Consider the following 15,163-nt stretch of genomic DNA (forward strand, 5'->3'; position numbering starts at 1 on the left):
GCTAGTTCCGGGCGCCGGTCCGGGACACGAGGTAAACCGCCGGGGTGTCCCCAGTTTTCCGCAGTCCGTGGCCTGCGGGTTCCCGTAACGCGGGCGGTGCGGTTTCCCGTAATGCGCCCGGCGGAAATCTTGACCGGACTGAATCCGGCGGCTAGCTTCAGTTTCCGGTTCGCCCTTTCGGATCGCACGGCTCGGTAAATCCGTCGACAGGAAGATGCCACTCCGTGGCATTAGGCAAGGGGAAAAAATGGAAACTGTGGTCCTCACCCGGCAGCATATTGCCAAGATCGTCAAGGAAAAGGGCTTCGATCATTTCATGGACCGGATGATCTCCCGTCTGGGCGAGGCGTTCCGGGCCGGCGGGCACGGCGGCGTGACCCCGGCCCGGGAGGGATTCCTGCGCGGTCCGGGGGACACCGCGATCATCGAATGGATGCCGCACCACCGGCCCGGCGACTCCGTCACCATCAAGACCGTGGGCTACACGCCGTACAACCCGGAGGAGCACCGGCTGCCCACCATCATCGGGTCCATGACCCGGTACGACGACGTGACGGGCCGTCTGCTGGCGGTCTGCGACGGGATCCTGCCCACGGCCATCCGGACCGGCGCCGCCTCGGCGATCGCCAGCCGGCTGCTGGCCCGCCCGGACAGCCGGGTGCTCGGCCTGGTCGGGGCCGGCGCACAGGCCGTCACCCAGGCCCACGCCCTCAGCCGGGTCTTCCCGCTGGAGCGGATCGTCGTCCACGACATCGACCCGGCCCACGCGCGGTCCTTCGCCGAGCGCGTGGAGTTCCTCGGGCTGGACGTCCGGGTGGCCACGGTCGCCGAGATCGAGGCCACCGCCGACATCATCTGCACCGTCACCTCGGTGGCGGTCGGCGGCGGCCCGGTGCTGCTCGGCGAGCACCTGCTGCCGCACGCGCACGTCAACGCCATCGGGGCGGACCTGATCGGCAAGTTCGAGGTGCCGCTGCACGTCCTGCGGTCGGCCTTCGTCACGGCCGACCACCGCGGGCAGGCGCTGCGCGAGGGCGAGTGCCAGCAGCTGGTGGAGGGCGACCTCGGGCCCGACCTGATGGAGCTGTGCGCGGACCCGGCCCTCGCCGAGGCCCACCGGGACGGCCTGACCGTCTTCGACTCCACCGGCTTCGCGCTGGAGGACCACGTGGCCTTCGACGTCCTGCTGGAGCTCGCCGCCGAGGGCGGGATGGGCGACCACGTCCAGATCGAGCACCTGCCCGAGGACGCGCTGAACCCCTACGCCTTCGCGTAGCGGCGGACCCCGCGGCACCGGACCCGGGCCGTCCCCGCGCCGTCGACCCGGCACGGGGACGCCCGTTCGTCCGTGTCCGGTCCGTCCGTGTCCCGCCGTCCGCCTTCGGCTCCGGCGGGCGGGCGGGCGGGCCTCAGGACTCCAGGTACCGCAGGACCGCCAGGATCCGCCGGCTGTAGCCGGTGGTGTGGCTCAACTCCAGCTTGTCGAAGACGGTGTTGAGGTTCTTCTCCACCGAACTCAGCGAGATGTGCAGCTTCTGAGCGATGGCCGTGTTGGTGTGCCCCTGCGCCAGCGCCTCCAGCACGGTGCGCTCGCGCGGGGTCAGCCGGGCCAGCGGATCGCCGTGCGTGGTGCGGATGACCAGCTGCCGGATGACCTCCGGGTCGATCGCCGCCCCGCCCGCGTGGATCCGCTCCAGCGCGTCGAGGAACTCCTCGACCTGGGCCACCCGGTCCTTGAGCAGGTAGCCGACCCGCTCCGCGTTGGACGCCAGCAGCTTGGCCGCGTAGTTGCGCTCGATGTGCTGGGAGAGCACCAGCACGCTCACCTCCGGCCAGCGCTCGCGGATCTCCACGGCCGCCCGCAGCCCCTCGTCGGTGTGGGTCGGGGGCATCCGGATGTCGAGGACGACGACGTCCGGCTTCTGCGCCTCGACCTCCCGGAGGAGCGTCGTCGCGTCGCCGAAGGCGGCCAGGACCTCGTGGCCCTCCTCGACGAGCAGCCGGACCAGGCCCTCCCTGAGCAGGGTCGAGTCCTCGGCGAGGATTACGCGCATGGGATCTCCGCGGTGATGGTGGTCGGTCCCCCCGGGGGGCTGTCGACATGCAGGACGCCGTCCAGTGCGGCCACCCGGCTGAGCAGCCCGGTCAGGCCGCTGCCGGCCGGGTCCGCGCAGCCCGTCCCGTTGTCCTCGACCCGGACGGTGAGCAGGGTGCCGCTGAGGGTCAGCCGCACCGAGATGGCGGTGGCCGAGGAGTGCTTGGCGGCGTTGGTCACGGACTCGGACACCACGAAGTAGGCGGCCGTCTCCACCGGCTTGGGCAGCGCCGCGCCGACCTCGAACTGCGTGCGCAGCGGAATGCTGCACCGCTCGGCCACCCCGCCCAGCGCCTCTTCCAGGCCGAGGCTGTCGAGCGCCGACGGGTACACCCGCCAGGCCACCTCGCGCAGTTCGGTCAGCACGCCCTGGGACTCCTCGTGGGCCTGCAGCAGCAGCGCGCCCGCCTGCTCGGGGTTGCGGCCCCGGCGGGCCCTGCCCAGCAGCATGCCCAGCGCCACCAGCCGCTGCTGGACGCCGTCGTGCAGATCGCGTTCGATGCGCCGGCGCTCGGCGTCCACGGCCTGGACCACCGCGGCACGGCTGGTGGCGAGTTCGTCGATCCGCCGCCGGAGCAGCTCCTGCTCGGAGGGCCCGAAGCACTCGCGGGCGATCCGGGTGTCCAGGGCCGCCAGCGAGTACAGGCCCTGCAGGTCGAGGAAGAGCAGGACACCGCCCAGCAGTGCCTGGGTGAGGAGTTGGTCCCAGTCGAGCGTCCCGCGGGTCGCCCCGTTGACCATCAGCCCGGCCAGGAGGACGCCGAAGCCGAGCAGTCCGATGACGACGGCGCAGAGCAGCCCGGTGTAGCAGCGCACCGCCAGGTAGCGCAGGAGCTTCTGGTCGGACGCCTTGTAGTGCTCGGGGAAGCGGTCGCCGAAGAAGGCGGAGCGGCGGGTGCGCTCCAGGAGCGTCAGCCGGCGGGCCCCGGCCATCAGCACCTCCAGGGCGCTCGGCCGGCTGCGCGGCCAGAGCAGGAAGGGGCCGAGGGCGGCGCCGACGACGAGGAAGTGCAGCGCGCCGAGCATCGCGGTCAGACAGCCGATCAGTACTCCCAGGCTGCGGCGCGGCCAGGAGGGGGCCGGTGCGACGGCCTCGTCCTCCGCGACGCCCTGACCATCCGGAAACCCCGTCGGGTGGTGGGATGCCGCGCCCGCTGAATCTCCTCGCACGAGGCCCGAGCCTAGTGCGGCGGCGCAGCCCGGGCAAGATCGCCAGGACGGCGCGGCGGCCTGGGCGGTGCGCTCCGGCAGGACGGTCCCGGTCATGAACTGCGCCGCTGCTGCGACTGGTTGCGGTTGCGCAGCCGGACCGTCAGGTACCCGGCCAGGGCCACCACGACCACGGCCAGGACGACCTTGGACAGCACGCCGACGTACGTCTCCACCGTGTCCCACCGGTCGCCCAGCCAGTAGCCGGCCAGCACCAGCACGCTGTTCCAGATGAGGCTGCCGAGCGTGGTGAGCATGATGAACTGCGGCAGGGCCATCCGCTCGACGCCGGCCGGCACGGAGATCAGACTGCGGAAGATCGGCACCATCCTGCCGAGGAAGACCGCCTTGGTGCCGTGCCTGGCGAACCACTGTTCGGTGCGTTCCAGGTCCGAGACCTTCACCAGCGGCAGCCGCGCCCAGATCGCGTGCATGCGCTCGCGGCCGAACAGCAGGCCTGTCCAGTAGAGGACCACCGCGCCGACGACCGAGCCCAGCGTCGTCCAGAACAGGGCCGACACGAGGCTGAGCACCCCCTGGCCGGCGGCGAAGCCGGTCAGCGGCAGGATCACCTCGCTGGGCAGCGGCGGGAACAGGTTCTCCAGGGCGATCGCCAGGCCGGCCCCGGGGCCGCCCATCGTGTCGACGAGGTCGGCGGCCCAGCCCGCGATGCCGTCCGCGGGTTCCTGGGGCAGCGCCAGGAGCATGGGGTTCATGGTGGTCTCCAAGGCCGGCGGGGTCGGTCGGCCGGGGCGGCTGCCCCGATGCCCCTCCAACCTAGGAAGCGCTGTTCAGCGACGGTATGAGGATTGCCGTCCGGTCCGGTGGTGTTCTCCGCAGGGCCGGTCCTGCGGAAACCCGGAGGGTCCGCGCGCCCGGCCCGGGTCGGCCGCCGCGGCCGCCGGAATGCGCGGCAAACGCCGCTGACCCTTTCCTGCCAACCCGCTCGGATTTCCTTTTCCGGGTTGTCGGTCCGGGGCTACGTTGGATCTCGTTCGAGCGGTTCGTTCGAGCGAATCCATCCCTCACAACCGGAGGTCAGACATGGAGAAGGAAATCGAGACCGGTCTCGTCTACGAGGCCCCGGAGCTCTCCGAGCTCGGCGACTACGACGAGCTGACCCGTGGTGTCGGCTTCCCGCTGGCCGACTTCTTCATCCACTTCGACTAAGCCTCACAAAGGCCGGTCGCTGATCGGATGAATTGAACGGTGCCAGACGGCGGCGGAATGCGGGGGATTCCCCCCGCATTCCGCCCGCCGCTGCTCCCGGAATCGCGGAGGAACCATGCAAGAGAACCCGGATCCCCCTGGTCCCTGGTTCGTCGTCCTGCCCGACTGCGCGTCCGCGCTCCCGGTGGCCCGGCGACTGGGCGGCCACGTCGGATTCACCCTGAACCATGCCTCGGGGCGTCCCTGGGTGGTCGGACGGGCCCCGGACGGGAGCACCGGTGTCGCCTCGGCCGTCCACGCCCGGCACGGCACCACCGCGCTGCTGGTGACCGGCACCCACGCGCTGACCGCCGATCAGCTGGAGGGCTGGGCCAAGCGCGTACGGCACCCGGCCGACCTCGACGCGCTCGCCCGCTCCCTCGCCGGCAGCGCCCACCTGGTCGCCGGCATCGACGGCGAGATCCGCGTCCAGGGCACCGCCACGGGGGTGCGCCGCGTCTTCACCGCCACCGTCGACGGCTGCGCCCTCGCGTCCGACCGCGCCGACCTGCTCGCCGCCCTGGCCGACGCCCCGCTGGACCCGGTCCGCCTCACCGCGCGGCTGCTGGCCATGACCCCGTCGTCGCTCACCGAACCGCTGTGGACCGGTGTCGACCTCGTGCCCGCCGACAGCTGCCTGCTGATCGCCGCGAACGGCCGCTCCACGGTCCGGCCGTGGTGGCAGCCGCCGCCGCAGGAGCTGGACCGCACGCAGGGCGCGCCCGCCCTGCGCCAGGCCCTCGCCGAGGCGGTCGCGGTCCGCGTCCGGGACGGCGCCGTGGTCGGCTCCGACCTGTCGGGCGGCCTCGACTCCACCCCCCTCAGCTTCCTCGCCGCCGAAGCCACCGGCCGCGCCTCCGGCGGCCTCGTCACCGTGCGCATCGGGGTGGCGGACCCCACCCACGACGACCACATCTGGGCCGCCAAGGCGCAGGACCTGCTCGACGGCGACCACATCACGCACACCGTCTTCCGGCCCGGCGAACTGCCCGACATGTTCGAGGACGTGGCGAGCCCGATCACCGGCCTGGACGAGCCCACCCGCTGGATCCGCCCGGTCGCCAGGCTCAAGGAGACCGCCCGCCGGCTGGCCGCCGTCGGCGCCCGCGTGCACCTCACCGGACACGGCGGCGACGAAGTGCTGGCGGTCAAGCCCAGCTACCTGCACGACCTGACGCGCCGCCGCCCCGGCCTGGCCCGCGAACACCTCGCGGGCATGCGCGCCATGCGCCGCTGGTCCGCGTCCGCCACCGTCCGGGCCCTGGCCGACCGGCGCCCGTACGGCGTCTGGCTGGCCGCCGAGGCCGAGGACCTGACCAAGCCCTTCCCGCCGGCCAACGCGCCGCTGTTCGGCTGGGAGTACCCGCTGCGCCTGCCGCCGTGGGTCACCGCCGACGCCGCGTCCGGCCTGATCGCCGAGATGCGCCGACGTGCCGACGGGGCGCGGTCCTACGCCCCGACCCGCTCCGCGCACACCACCATCGACCTGGCCCGCCAGCTCGGCGCGGCGGTGCGCCTCGCGGAGTTCGTCACCGGCGCCGAGGGCGCCGTCCTCCAGGCCCCCTACCTGGACGACCGCGTGATGGAGGCCTGCCTGGCGGTCCGCCCGGAGGAGCGCAGCTCCCCGTGGACGTACAAGCCGCTCATGGTCGAGGCGATGCGCGGCACGATGCCCGAGGGGTCGCTCAACCGGGCGACCAAGGGCGAGTTCTCCGACGACTTCTTCCGCGGCCAGCAGCGCCACCGCGGCCAGCTCGCCGAACTGTTCGAGCAGCCGCTGCTGGCCGGGCTCGGCCTGGTCGACGCCGCGACGCTGCGCCACATGGCGCTGTCCGCCTACCCGCCCGGCCTGCCCTGGGGCGCCCTCGACTCCACCATGGCCGTCGAGAACTGGCTGCGCGCCCGGGCCCGATGGAACCTGGCGCCGGCCGACGCCCCCGCAACCGAACCGACGGATTCGAACCACGGGAAGGACGACCGTGTTCCTCAACCTCGCTGACGGTGTGTCGATCGCCGAGACCGACGACGGCGCGGTGCTGCTCGACGAGCGGTCGGGCCGCTACTGGCGGCTCAACGGTTCGGGCGCTCGCGTCCTCCAGGGCCTGCTCGCCGGGCGCGACGCCCGGGAGGCGGCCGTCGACGCGGCCGGCAGTGCCCGGGTCGCGCCCGAGCAGGCCGAGCAGGACGCCGCCGGCCTCCTCGCCAAGCTGCGCGCGGCCGGGCTGGTGACGCCGTGAGTTCACCCGTCGCCATCACCGACCGCCCCCGGCTGGCCGCGCACCGGCGCCTGCTGCCGTGGCTGGCGACGGTGGTGGCCCGGGCCCTGATGCACCAGCCGCCGGCCCGGATCCGTACGGTCCTGGAGTTCCTGCGCCGGGGCGCCCGGCCCTCCACCGTCCGGGAGGCGAGCCGCTCCCGCGCCGCGGTCGTCGCGGTGAGCGTCAGCTGCGCCGGCGAGGGCTGCGTCCAGCGCTCCCTGGCCACCGCCCTGCTCTGCCGGCTGCACGGCCACTGGCCCACCTGGTGCTCGGGCGTGCGGGTGGTCCCCTTCCTGGCGCACGCCTGGGTGGAGGTCGACGGCGAACCGGTCGACGAGCCGTACCCGCGCGGCTACCACACGACCCTGATCCGGGTGCCCCCGCTGGAGCGGTCATGAGGACGACGGAACTGACGGACTTCGGCCTCGGGCTGCGGATCGACGGCTTCGAGCCCGGCTCCCACAGCCCGCGGATGCTGCGCACCCTGCTGTGGGAGTACGGCGTGCTGCACCTGACCGGGTTCCCGCGCGACCCGGCGGAGTTCAGCGGGCTGGCGCGCTGGTTCGGCGAGCCCGAGACGGTCTTCCCCGCCGAGCACCGGGCGCCCGGCCACCCCGAGGTGCGTCTCCAGACGAACGTCCGCGGGCTGGGTGCCAATGCGGGCGGGCAGTACTGGCACGCCGACGGGTCCTTCGCGCCGACGCGCTCCCTGGTCACCCTGCTGACCTGCGACGAGGCCCCGCAGGAGGAGGGCGAGACGCTCTTCGCGGACCTGCGTGCCGGGTACGCGGACCTGCCCGAGGAACTCCGGGCGGAGGTGTCCGGCCTGAACGGCGGCTTCCCGTGCCGGCAGATCGCCGAGCAGGACATGCGGCGGGCGACGGCGATGCGCACCGTGGTGCTGTCCGAGGAGGAACGGCAGCGCAAGCTCGCCGAACTGACCGACTTCGTCCGGCCCCTGGTGGCGACGCACCACGCCACGGGGCGGGAGGTCCTCGTCCTCAACGAGCACTGGCTGCGGGACGTCCCGGGCCGCTCGCCGGCCGACGGCCGGCGCCTGCTCGGGCTGCTCTACGGCACGGTGACCCGGCCGGCGAACGTGTACCGGCACCGCTGGGCGGTCGGCGACGTCCTGGTCTGGGACAACACCTCGGTGCTGCACAAGGCCGTGCCGGCCGCGCACGGCCGGCGCAAGATCACCCGGCGGATCACCAGCGCCGCGCCGCAGCCGGTGCCGCAGCCGCTGCCGGTGTCGGTGCCGGTGGCGGAGCCGGCCCTTCCCCCCGCGCCCTGAGCGCCGGGCCCCTGATCGCCGAGGCCTTCGCCGTCGCCCCCCGACGACGGCGAAGGCCTCGGGCGCAGCGGCCGGCCGCCCGCCGCGTCGGTTCCCCCACGACCGCCGCGGTCGGCCCCCGGCTGCGGCGGCCCCCCACGACCGCCGCAGCCGGCCGCCGGCCCCTGAACTGCCCGCTCCGTGCGGGCGGATGTGAAATCTTCACGCGGACGCCGTGACCCCGGAGGTGTCTGCGCGGGACCGGCCGCGCCATACTGGCGGCGACATCAGTTTCGGCCGGGAAGGCCCCAGTGAGCGACACGAGTGAGCATCAGGTGGTGCACCTCTGGTCGCTGGACGAGGACGTCGCCGTCGTCTCGGGCGACGGCGAGACGGAGACCGTCCTCAGCGGTCGGTGGGGTGTCCAACGGCTCAGGGTGGACGGCTACGGCCTGGTGCGCGAGGCCCTGCGGCGGATGCAGCTGGGGCCGGTGCGCCTGAGCAACGTGGAACACCCGCCCGGCACCGGCGCGGGCGTGCCGCCGGACCGGATCCTGCTGCCGGCCCTGCGGCAGGTCGCCCACCTGGTGGTGCGCACCCTCGCGATGGACGACCTGGTGGGCCCGCTGCTGTCGGTGTACCCGATGAGCCCCAAGGCGGCCTTCACCCTGGTCGGACTGCCGGTGCGGCGCCTGCGGCTGGTGCTCGGCGCGTCCCTGGTGGTCCGGACCGAGGGCGTGGTGCTGGAGACGCCGACCAGCCCGTACCGGGTGGTGGTGCACCGCCCCGAGGCGTTCTGGGTCATCGGCATGCTGGCTCGGCCGTGTCTGCTGGAGGACGCGGTGGCCGCGCTCCCGCTGCCGCCCGGCGTCACCCGGGGCGTCATCGGGTACCTGCGGGCGGCCGGGATGGCCGTTCCGGCCGACCCGGTCCGTCCGCCCCGGGACGACGCCCGTACGGGCCCGCCCCGGTGACGGACGGGCGGGCCCTACAGCAGCCAGCCCGCCTCGCGGGCGGCGCGGATCGCGTCGACCCGGTTGCGCGCGTGGAGCTTGGAGACGATCGTCGTCAGGTAGTTGCGCACGGTGCCCGCGGAGAGCCGCAGCAGTTTGGCGATCTCGACCGGGTCGTGGCCCTCGGAGGCGAGCTGGAGGACCTCGGTCTCCCGTTCGGTCAGCGGGGTCTCCTCGCTGTTCCAGGTGTCCAGTGCGAGCTGCGGGTCGATCACCCGCTGCCCGGCCGCCACCCGGCGTATCGCGCTGGCCAGTTCACCGGGCGGCGCGTCCTTGAGCAGGTAGCCGGAGACCTGGGCCATCAGGGCCCGTCGCAGGGTGCCGGGGCGTCCCAGGTTGGTCAGGATCAGGGTGCGGCACTCGGGCAGCCGCTCGCGCAGGCGGGCGGCTGCCGTCAGCCCGTCGACGCCGGGCAGGTCGATGTCGACGACGGCCACGTCGGGCCGGTGCTCCAGGGCCGCCTGCACGATCTCGTCGCCGCGGGCGACCTCGGACACGACGGTGAGGTCGTCCTCCAGGTCCAGCAGCGCGACGAGCGCGCCGCGCACCATGTGCATGTCCTCGGCCAGCAGGATGCGGATCTCCATGACACAACACTCCTCTGCGGCCGCGCGGGCCTGGGGTGGGGGCGGGAGGATCCGGACGTGGGGGGTCCGGAGCGGGCTCGGGTGGCGGGCGGTCAGGCGGCCGGGCCGCTGTGCGGCAGTGCGGACGGCTCCCCGGTCTCCCAGGGCTCGGTGTCCTCCGCGGCCTCCCGCTGCCCGGGGACGGCGGAGACCGGGGCCTCCGCGACGACCCGGAACGTTCCGTCGCACCCGTGGGCGATGGTCAGTCGGCCGGAGACGGAGTGCAGTCGCATCCGGAGGTTCTCCAGGCCTGCACCGCTGTGCTGCGAGGTGTCCCGGTAGTCCGGGTCCACCCCGTCGTTGGTCACCACGAGCCGTACCCGGCCGCCGTTCTGGACGGCTTCGATGGAACAGCGGCCGGCCCGTGAGTGGCGCAGCAGGTTGGTGATCGCCTCGCGCAGGACGGCCGCGAGCACCGTGTTGACCTGCGGGCCGAGCTCGCCGAGCCGCACGCTGGTGGTCAGCTCCACGTCGGTGGCTTCCAGCAGGGCGACGACCGAGGAGAGTTCGCTCTCCAGGGACATCTCGCGCAGACCGCGTGAGACCCGGCGGACGTCGGCCAGGGACTGCCGGGACAGCGTCAGGACGTCCTCGACCTCCGCCTTGGCGCGCTGCGGCTGGGCCAGGACGAGCCGGTGGATCAGCTCGCTCTTCAGGGTGATGGCGGACAGGCTGTAGCCGAGCAGGTCGTGCAGGTTGCGCGAGATGCGCAGCCGCTCCTGGATCACCGCCAGCCGGGCCAGTTCGTTCTGCGTCTCGTGCAACTGCCGCACCAGGGCGGCGAGCCGGGACAGCCCGTAGACGACGAGGCCGGTCAGCAGGGTCGACTGCGAGAGGTAGATGCTGTCGAGCAGCGGGCGTTCGTCGATCGCCGGAGGAACCAGCATGCTGAGTCCGACCACGCCGTACAGCGGCCAGCCGGCCCGGGGCGGCAGGAGCAGCAGCAGCGATCCGGCCAGGAACCCCGCCATGGCGCCCCACTGGGCGTTGAAGACCGGCATCGGCAGGTAGGTGAGCAGTGCCTGGATGCCGAGGGTCGTCCACTTCTGCGCGGCGGGAGCCTGTTCGGCCCCCGGCCGGGAGTGCTTCAACTGGAGGCAGAAGATGGCGACCAGGAAGAGCAGGCAGACCGCCATGTTGACGGGGGCCAGCTCGGTGCCCGCGATGTTGAGGGCCGTGATGCCGAGGTAACTCAGGAGCGCAGACGTCAGGATGAGGAGGGCGAAACGCGGGGCGGGCGGTGTGCGTTGGCCTCTCTCCGTTCCCTGCCCTCCGCTACCATCCGGTCGACTGCTGTCGTCGTGGCTGAGCTCATCGGGAACTTGCATTGTCTCCGCGGCCTTCTCTGCTCACATCCCCCTGCGAGCACTTCCGTCGATCATATCTTGGCGTACGGATGAAAGTTGACTAATCAACACATCCGATGACCTGCCCGGCGCGCGGTCGTCGATGACCCCGGGACGGGCACCCCCGGCACGCGAACGCGACCCCTGGCCGGTCGAGGGCTCCGGGAGACCCGACCGGCAGGGGCCGCAGGTGCACGCGTCCGGGCGCACCCGTCCTGCTCTGCTAGACGAACAGCGGTACGGGGTTGAGTTGTTCCCGTCGAAGGGGCTCGTTCCGCCGCCCCAGGGCCACCGGCACGTCGAAGAGCCGGCCCGGCGCGAACCTCGCCCAGAACTGCCGCATCCCCGGCACGATCACCTTCACCACCGGGATCCCGAGGTCCTCCCTCGTCTGGTCGAGCACCAGGAGCTCCAGGCCGCGGTCCCGGACCAGGCCGGTGATCGCGGTGACGTCCTCCAGGAGGTCCCCGGTCGGCGCGTACGCCCAGTCCCCGGGGCGGCGGGGCGCCACCGCCGGATCGGGCGTCAGGTAGCGCTTGCCGGCGAGCGTCGCGGTGCGCCACCAGTCGAGCGCGTCCGGGTCGTCGATCCGGTACCCGGTGCCCTCCGCCGTCACCGCGCCGACGGCCGGGAGGAGCTGTCCCATCTCGGTCAGCGCGCGGCGCAGCGCCAGTCGCGGGTCGAAGTGGGCGCCGAACCCGAAGACGACGTCCTCGACGGGCTTGTCGGTGCGGCGCGACAGGGCCGCCATGACCGGGATCCCGAAGTCCGAGGTGAGGTCGAGCACGTGGACCGACCGGTTCAACCCGCGGTAGCCGTCCAGCAGTTCGGGCAGGTGGTCGTCGTCGAAGGCGGCCAGGTCCACCCCGGGCTGCCGGGTGCGGTTGTACCACCACAGCGCGACGGCGTCCCGCTCCACCAGCTCCAGGAACCCCTGGACGAGCGCGTCCTCGGGGGTGCTGCCGGCCGCGTTGCCGTTGGAGTCCGCCCACAGGCCGTCGGGCGCTGCCTCCGCGCCGAAGTACAGCATCGACGTCGGCAGCAGCCGGTGGGTGCGCCCGGTCACCGACCAGACCTGCGTCCACTCGGTGGGCCGGGCCGGGTCGAACGGCGCGGGCACGTACTGGAAGCGCGAACCGCGCGCGTTCCACCGGTCCCGTTCCCGGAACTGCTCCTCGCCGTACAGCTGGACGGCGTTGGGGTGCAGGGCTGCCGGCCCGAGCCCGCGCAGCGAGTCGCGGACCACCGGCTCGTCGCCGTGCCGGGAGCCGCTGTGGCGCTCCACGGCCTCGCACAGGGCGCTCACCCGGGCCTCGGTCTCGGTCAGGCCCTTGCCGCCGCTCAGGCTGCGCAGCCCGGCCCGCAGGCCCGCGAGCGAGCGGCCGGGCATGGCGAGGTTGGGCCCGGACAGGAACGCCTGGAGGAAGTCCGGGCTGCCGGGAGCGCGCCGGACCTCCTTGACGATCCCGGTGACCGGGTCCACCAGGTGTCCGTGGCGCTCCAGCATCTGCCCGGGCGTCAGGGCGCGGTGCCCGTTGCCCGTTCCGGCGGCCTTGGGGCGCGACACCGGACGGAAGGGCGCCCGGACCCGCCGCGCCACCAGGCCCCGGTCCCCGCAGGACGGGCACTGCGGGATCCGGGAGACCGGATGGGCGGTGGTGGCCAGCGTCGCGGTGTCCAGGGTGCGGACGGAAGAGTGCTCCGGGCCGCGCAGCCCGCCGAGCCACTTCGCGGCCTCCAGCGCCGCCAGGTGCAGGGCGAGCATGCGGACCACGGGCAGGCTCGCGGGCGGCAGCGGTACCGGGTCGGGCCGGCCGAGCGAGTACCGGAGCAGCTCCTCCGAGTGGCGGTGGCCGCGCAGCCGGGACGCCAGGCAGTGCCAGCAGGGGCCCTCGCCGGGGCGGAACACCGGCCCGAACCACGGGTTCGACCAGCCCAGCCGGACCGGGAGCCAGGCCGTGCCCTCCCGGCGGTGCGCGGCGTCCACGTCCGCGAGGCGGGGGGAGAGGTAGTCGTCGCACAGCACCACGGACAGGTCCGCGGGCGCGTCCCCGTCCGCCGCCGGGTTCAGCCCGGCGCCGCTCAGGGCCGCGCGGGCCTCGGCTGGGTCCGTGTCGGTGCCGGTCAGTGCGAGGACCCGCACCCGAGCGCGGGCGAGCGAGGCCGGTACCCGGCCGCCGTCGAGCCCCAGCAGGTCCCAGAACGCCTCGGCGGCGGGGCCGGCGGGGCCGGCGTCGGTGGCGGATGGCGGCGGGCCGGACCGCGCGCGGTGCCCCGCCCGGCCTTCGGTGCCCGTCCCGGTCCGGTGATCCGCCCGGTTCCCGTCCGCCCGGTTCCCGTCCGCCCGGTCGTCGTCCGGCCGGTTCCCGTCGGCCAGGTCGTCGGCCACCCGCGCGGGTCGTACCCGGAGCAGGCCCGCGGAGGCCAGCGCCCGCAGGGAGCCGAGGGCCTCCTCGGCGGCGAGCGCCGGTGCCGCCTCCCGCAGCACGGCGGCCGTGCTGCGGCTGCCGTCCAGCAGCGGCGCCAGCACCTCGGCGTGATCTCCGCGCAGAGTGGTCAGCCCGCGTTGGGAGACCAGGTACACCGCCTGCCCGGGCACGGTCTCGGGCCGCAGGTGGCTCTTGAAGCCCACCCGGTCCGTGTCGCTGGTCACCAGCTGCAGTCTCTTCCCCCGTGTGTCGGTCATGCGCCCGGCTGGCCCCCGGTGGTCGAGGCGGGGGCCGGCTGGGCCGACATGACGCAGACGGTGAACAGGGCCACGCTCTGCGGCGCGACGGTGTCGACGTCCTCGATCACCAGGCCGGGGGTGGAGGCGGTGCCGAGGGCGGAGTCGCCGGTGACGGTGCCGAAGGTCAGGAAGGTGCTCATAGCTGCCGGAACTCCTAGGTCGTTGCTCTCGATCAGTTGCGAGTCCCACGCTGTTGCGGGCCCGCGCCAAGATTCTGCGAAACGGGGAAATGGCGGGGACAGTGCTGCGGTCACTTCCGGCGTGTGAAGACGTCATACCGGCCGGCCGACCGGAGGGCCGACGAACGGGGCGAGGGCGGGCCGGGGCGGGGCGACGGACGGGCCGACCGGCGGCCCGGCTCAGGCCGAGCGGACGCCGGCCGGACCCCCGTACGGGGCCCGGACCGGACCGCCGTTCGGGCCGCCGGGGGCCGTGAACGGCAGGACCTTGCGCGACTGCCCGCCGAGCAGGGCCATGCCCAGCGGGGTCACCGTGTGCAGGGCGCTGCTGCCCACCCGCCGGGTGCTGATCAGCCCGGTCTCCCGCAGCACGGTGGCGTGCCGGCTCGCGACCCCCGGCGACACCCCCAGCCGGGCGGCGAGCTGGGAGTTGGTGGAGGTGTCGGTCAGCAGGCGCAGGGCGGCCGCCCTGGTCTGCCCGACGAGCGCGCTCAGCGCCTGGGATTCGCCGTCGTCACCGGCGTGGCCGTCCGGGGCCGGGGCGTCGTCCCACCCGGCGACGAGTCCCGGCGCGGCGGCGAAGACCAGCACGGCCTGCCCGCTGTCCCGCTCGTGGGCCACCAGCCGGCCGGCCTCCCCGGGCAGGAACACCGACGGCTTGAGGACCAGGCCGCGCCCGTCGAGGGCGAGGTCCACGTCCGGCCCGTCGTCCACCTCCAGGACCGGCGCCTTCCAGGAGATCCGCGGGTGCAGCGTCGACAGGAGCTGCTCCACCCCGCCGCCGGCCGCGACCCTGCCGTGCGCCTCGCACACCGCCTCCAGCCGTTCGAGGATCCGCGCCCAGTACGGGGACACCCCGGCGCGCCACACGTCCAGCGCCAGCCGGGTGCCCTCCGCGCGGGTGCCGGGCGTCCGCTGCGCCGTCTCCTCGCGCCCGGCGCGTTCGAGCAGTCGCAGCGGCAGGTTCTCGGCGCCCCGGGTGAGCGGCACCGGCAGCGCCGCCCGGGTGCCGGCCCGCAGGGCGTTGCGGACGGCGACGCACCACCGCACGCTCGCGTCGTCACGCCAGGGCCGGGTCAGCAGCCGCAGGGCGAACACGCCCTCGATCAGGGGCCCCAGGCTGCTCTGGAGCCGGACGCGTGTCAGATCGGTACCGGTGAAGTGAATCCGCTGCATCGAGGCCGCCCCGTTACGTCGCTGTCGTGGTACCCCGACACTGTGCTCGCG

Annotated in this window: 15 protein-coding genes; 7 read left to right on the forward strand and 8 right to left on the reverse strand. The window is 73.8% G+C overall.

The window, feature by feature from the left end:
* Positions 1-247 precede the first annotated feature (247 nt).
* Positions 248-1,276: an ornithine cyclodeaminase family protein gene (locus ACZ7KX_RS03655; RefSeq protein ID WP_470325109.1), complete on the forward strand. Its 1,029-nt coding sequence runs from the start codon at positions 248-250 to the stop codon at positions 1,274-1,276.
* 133 nt (positions 1,277-1,409) lie between these two features.
* Here ACZ7KX_RS03655 and ACZ7KX_RS03660 read toward each other — a convergent pair whose 3' ends face one another.
* The 3 genes from ACZ7KX_RS03660 to ACZ7KX_RS03670 are packed head-to-tail and all read right to left on the reverse strand — an operon-like array spanning position 1,410 to position 4,020.
* On the reverse strand, positions 1,410-2,054 hold the full coding sequence (locus ACZ7KX_RS03660; protein WP_470325110.1) for a response regulator transcription factor: 645 nt from the start codon (positions 2,052-2,054) through the stop codon (positions 1,410-1,412).
* Positions 2,045-3,361, reverse strand: coding sequence for a sensor histidine kinase (locus ACZ7KX_RS03665; RefSeq protein ID WP_470325111.1), 1,317 nt, complete (start codon positions 3,359-3,361; stop codon positions 2,045-2,047). Before ACZ7KX_RS03665 ends, ACZ7KX_RS03660 begins: the two co-directional genes overlap by 10 nt.
* Positions 3,358-4,020, reverse strand: a complete 663-nt coding sequence (locus ACZ7KX_RS03670) for a DedA family protein (protein WP_470325112.1) — start codon at positions 4,018-4,020, stop codon at positions 3,358-3,360. The genes ACZ7KX_RS03665 and ACZ7KX_RS03670 overlap by 4 nt, the downstream gene beginning before the upstream one ends.
* A 328-nt stretch (positions 4,021-4,348) precedes the next feature.
* On the opposite strand from ACZ7KX_RS03670, the gene ACZ7KX_RS03675 reads away from it, so the two are divergent.
* From ACZ7KX_RS03675 to ACZ7KX_RS03700, 6 genes are all read left to right on the forward strand, one after another.
* A complete protein-coding gene (locus tag ACZ7KX_RS03675) occupies positions 4,349-4,474 on the forward strand; it encodes a lasso RiPP family leader peptide-containing protein (RefSeq protein WP_350519254.1) in 126 nt (41 codons plus the stop codon).
* Positions 4,475-4,589: 115 nt separating this feature from the next.
* Entirely contained in the window at positions 4,590-6,512 is a 1,923-nt protein-coding gene (locus ACZ7KX_RS03680) for an asparagine synthase-related protein (RefSeq protein ID WP_470325113.1), read from the forward strand.
* Positions 6,493-6,750, forward strand: coding sequence for a lasso peptide biosynthesis PqqD family chaperone (locus tag ACZ7KX_RS03685; protein WP_470325114.1), 258 nt, complete (start codon positions 6,493-6,495; stop codon positions 6,748-6,750). The genes ACZ7KX_RS03680 and ACZ7KX_RS03685 overlap by 20 nt, the downstream gene beginning before the upstream one ends.
* A complete protein-coding gene (locus ACZ7KX_RS03690) occupies positions 6,747-7,169 on the forward strand; it encodes a lasso peptide biosynthesis B2 protein (RefSeq protein WP_470325115.1) in 423 nt (140 codons plus the stop codon). The genes ACZ7KX_RS03685 and ACZ7KX_RS03690 overlap by 4 nt, the downstream gene beginning before the upstream one ends.
* Positions 7,166-8,065: a TauD/TfdA dioxygenase family protein gene (locus ACZ7KX_RS03695; RefSeq protein WP_470325116.1), complete on the forward strand. Its 900-nt coding sequence runs from the start codon at positions 7,166-7,168 to the stop codon at positions 8,063-8,065. Before ACZ7KX_RS03690 ends, ACZ7KX_RS03695 begins: the two co-directional genes overlap by 4 nt.
* Before the next feature lie 290 nt (positions 8,066-8,355).
* Positions 8,356-9,018 carry an NADH oxidase gene (locus tag ACZ7KX_RS03700; RefSeq protein WP_470325117.1) on the forward strand — a complete coding sequence of 221 codons (663 nt, stop codon included), beginning with the start codon at positions 8,356-8,358 and terminating at the stop codon, positions 9,016-9,018.
* 14 nt (positions 9,019-9,032) lie between these two features.
* Here ACZ7KX_RS03700 and ACZ7KX_RS03705 read toward each other — a convergent pair whose 3' ends face one another.
* The 5 genes from ACZ7KX_RS03705 to ACZ7KX_RS03725 all read right to left on the reverse strand — a co-directional run bounded on the left by ACZ7KX_RS03705 (position 9,033) and on the right by ACZ7KX_RS03725 (position 15,112).
* Positions 9,033-9,644, reverse strand: coding sequence for a response regulator (locus ACZ7KX_RS03705; protein ID WP_470325118.1), 612 nt, complete (start codon positions 9,642-9,644; stop codon positions 9,033-9,035).
* A gap of 92 nt (positions 9,645-9,736) precedes the next feature.
* A complete protein-coding gene (locus tag ACZ7KX_RS03710; protein ID WP_350519247.1) occupies positions 9,737-11,011 on the reverse strand; it encodes a sensor histidine kinase in 1,275 nt (424 codons plus the stop codon).
* Between the two features lie 241 nt (positions 11,012-11,252).
* Entirely contained in the window at positions 11,253-13,682 is a 2,430-nt protein-coding gene (locus tag ACZ7KX_RS03715; protein WP_470325119.1) for a TOMM precursor leader peptide-binding protein, read from the reverse strand.
* Positions 13,683-13,711: 29 nt separating this feature from the next.
* The gene (locus ACZ7KX_RS03720) at positions 13,712-13,897 is read right to left on the reverse strand and encodes a hypothetical protein (protein ID WP_470325120.1); all 186 of its coding nucleotides are present in this window, start codon (positions 13,895-13,897) and stop codon (positions 13,712-13,714) included.
* Positions 13,898-14,116: 219 nt separating this feature from the next.
* Complete coding sequence (locus ACZ7KX_RS03725) at positions 14,117-15,112, reverse strand: ArsR/SmtB family transcription factor (protein ID WP_470325121.1); 996 nt, start codon at positions 15,110-15,112, stop codon at positions 14,117-14,119.
* Positions 15,113-15,163: the final 51 nt, after the last annotated feature.

It is taken from the genome of Kitasatospora sp. NPDC038210, from assembly GCF_055600605.1.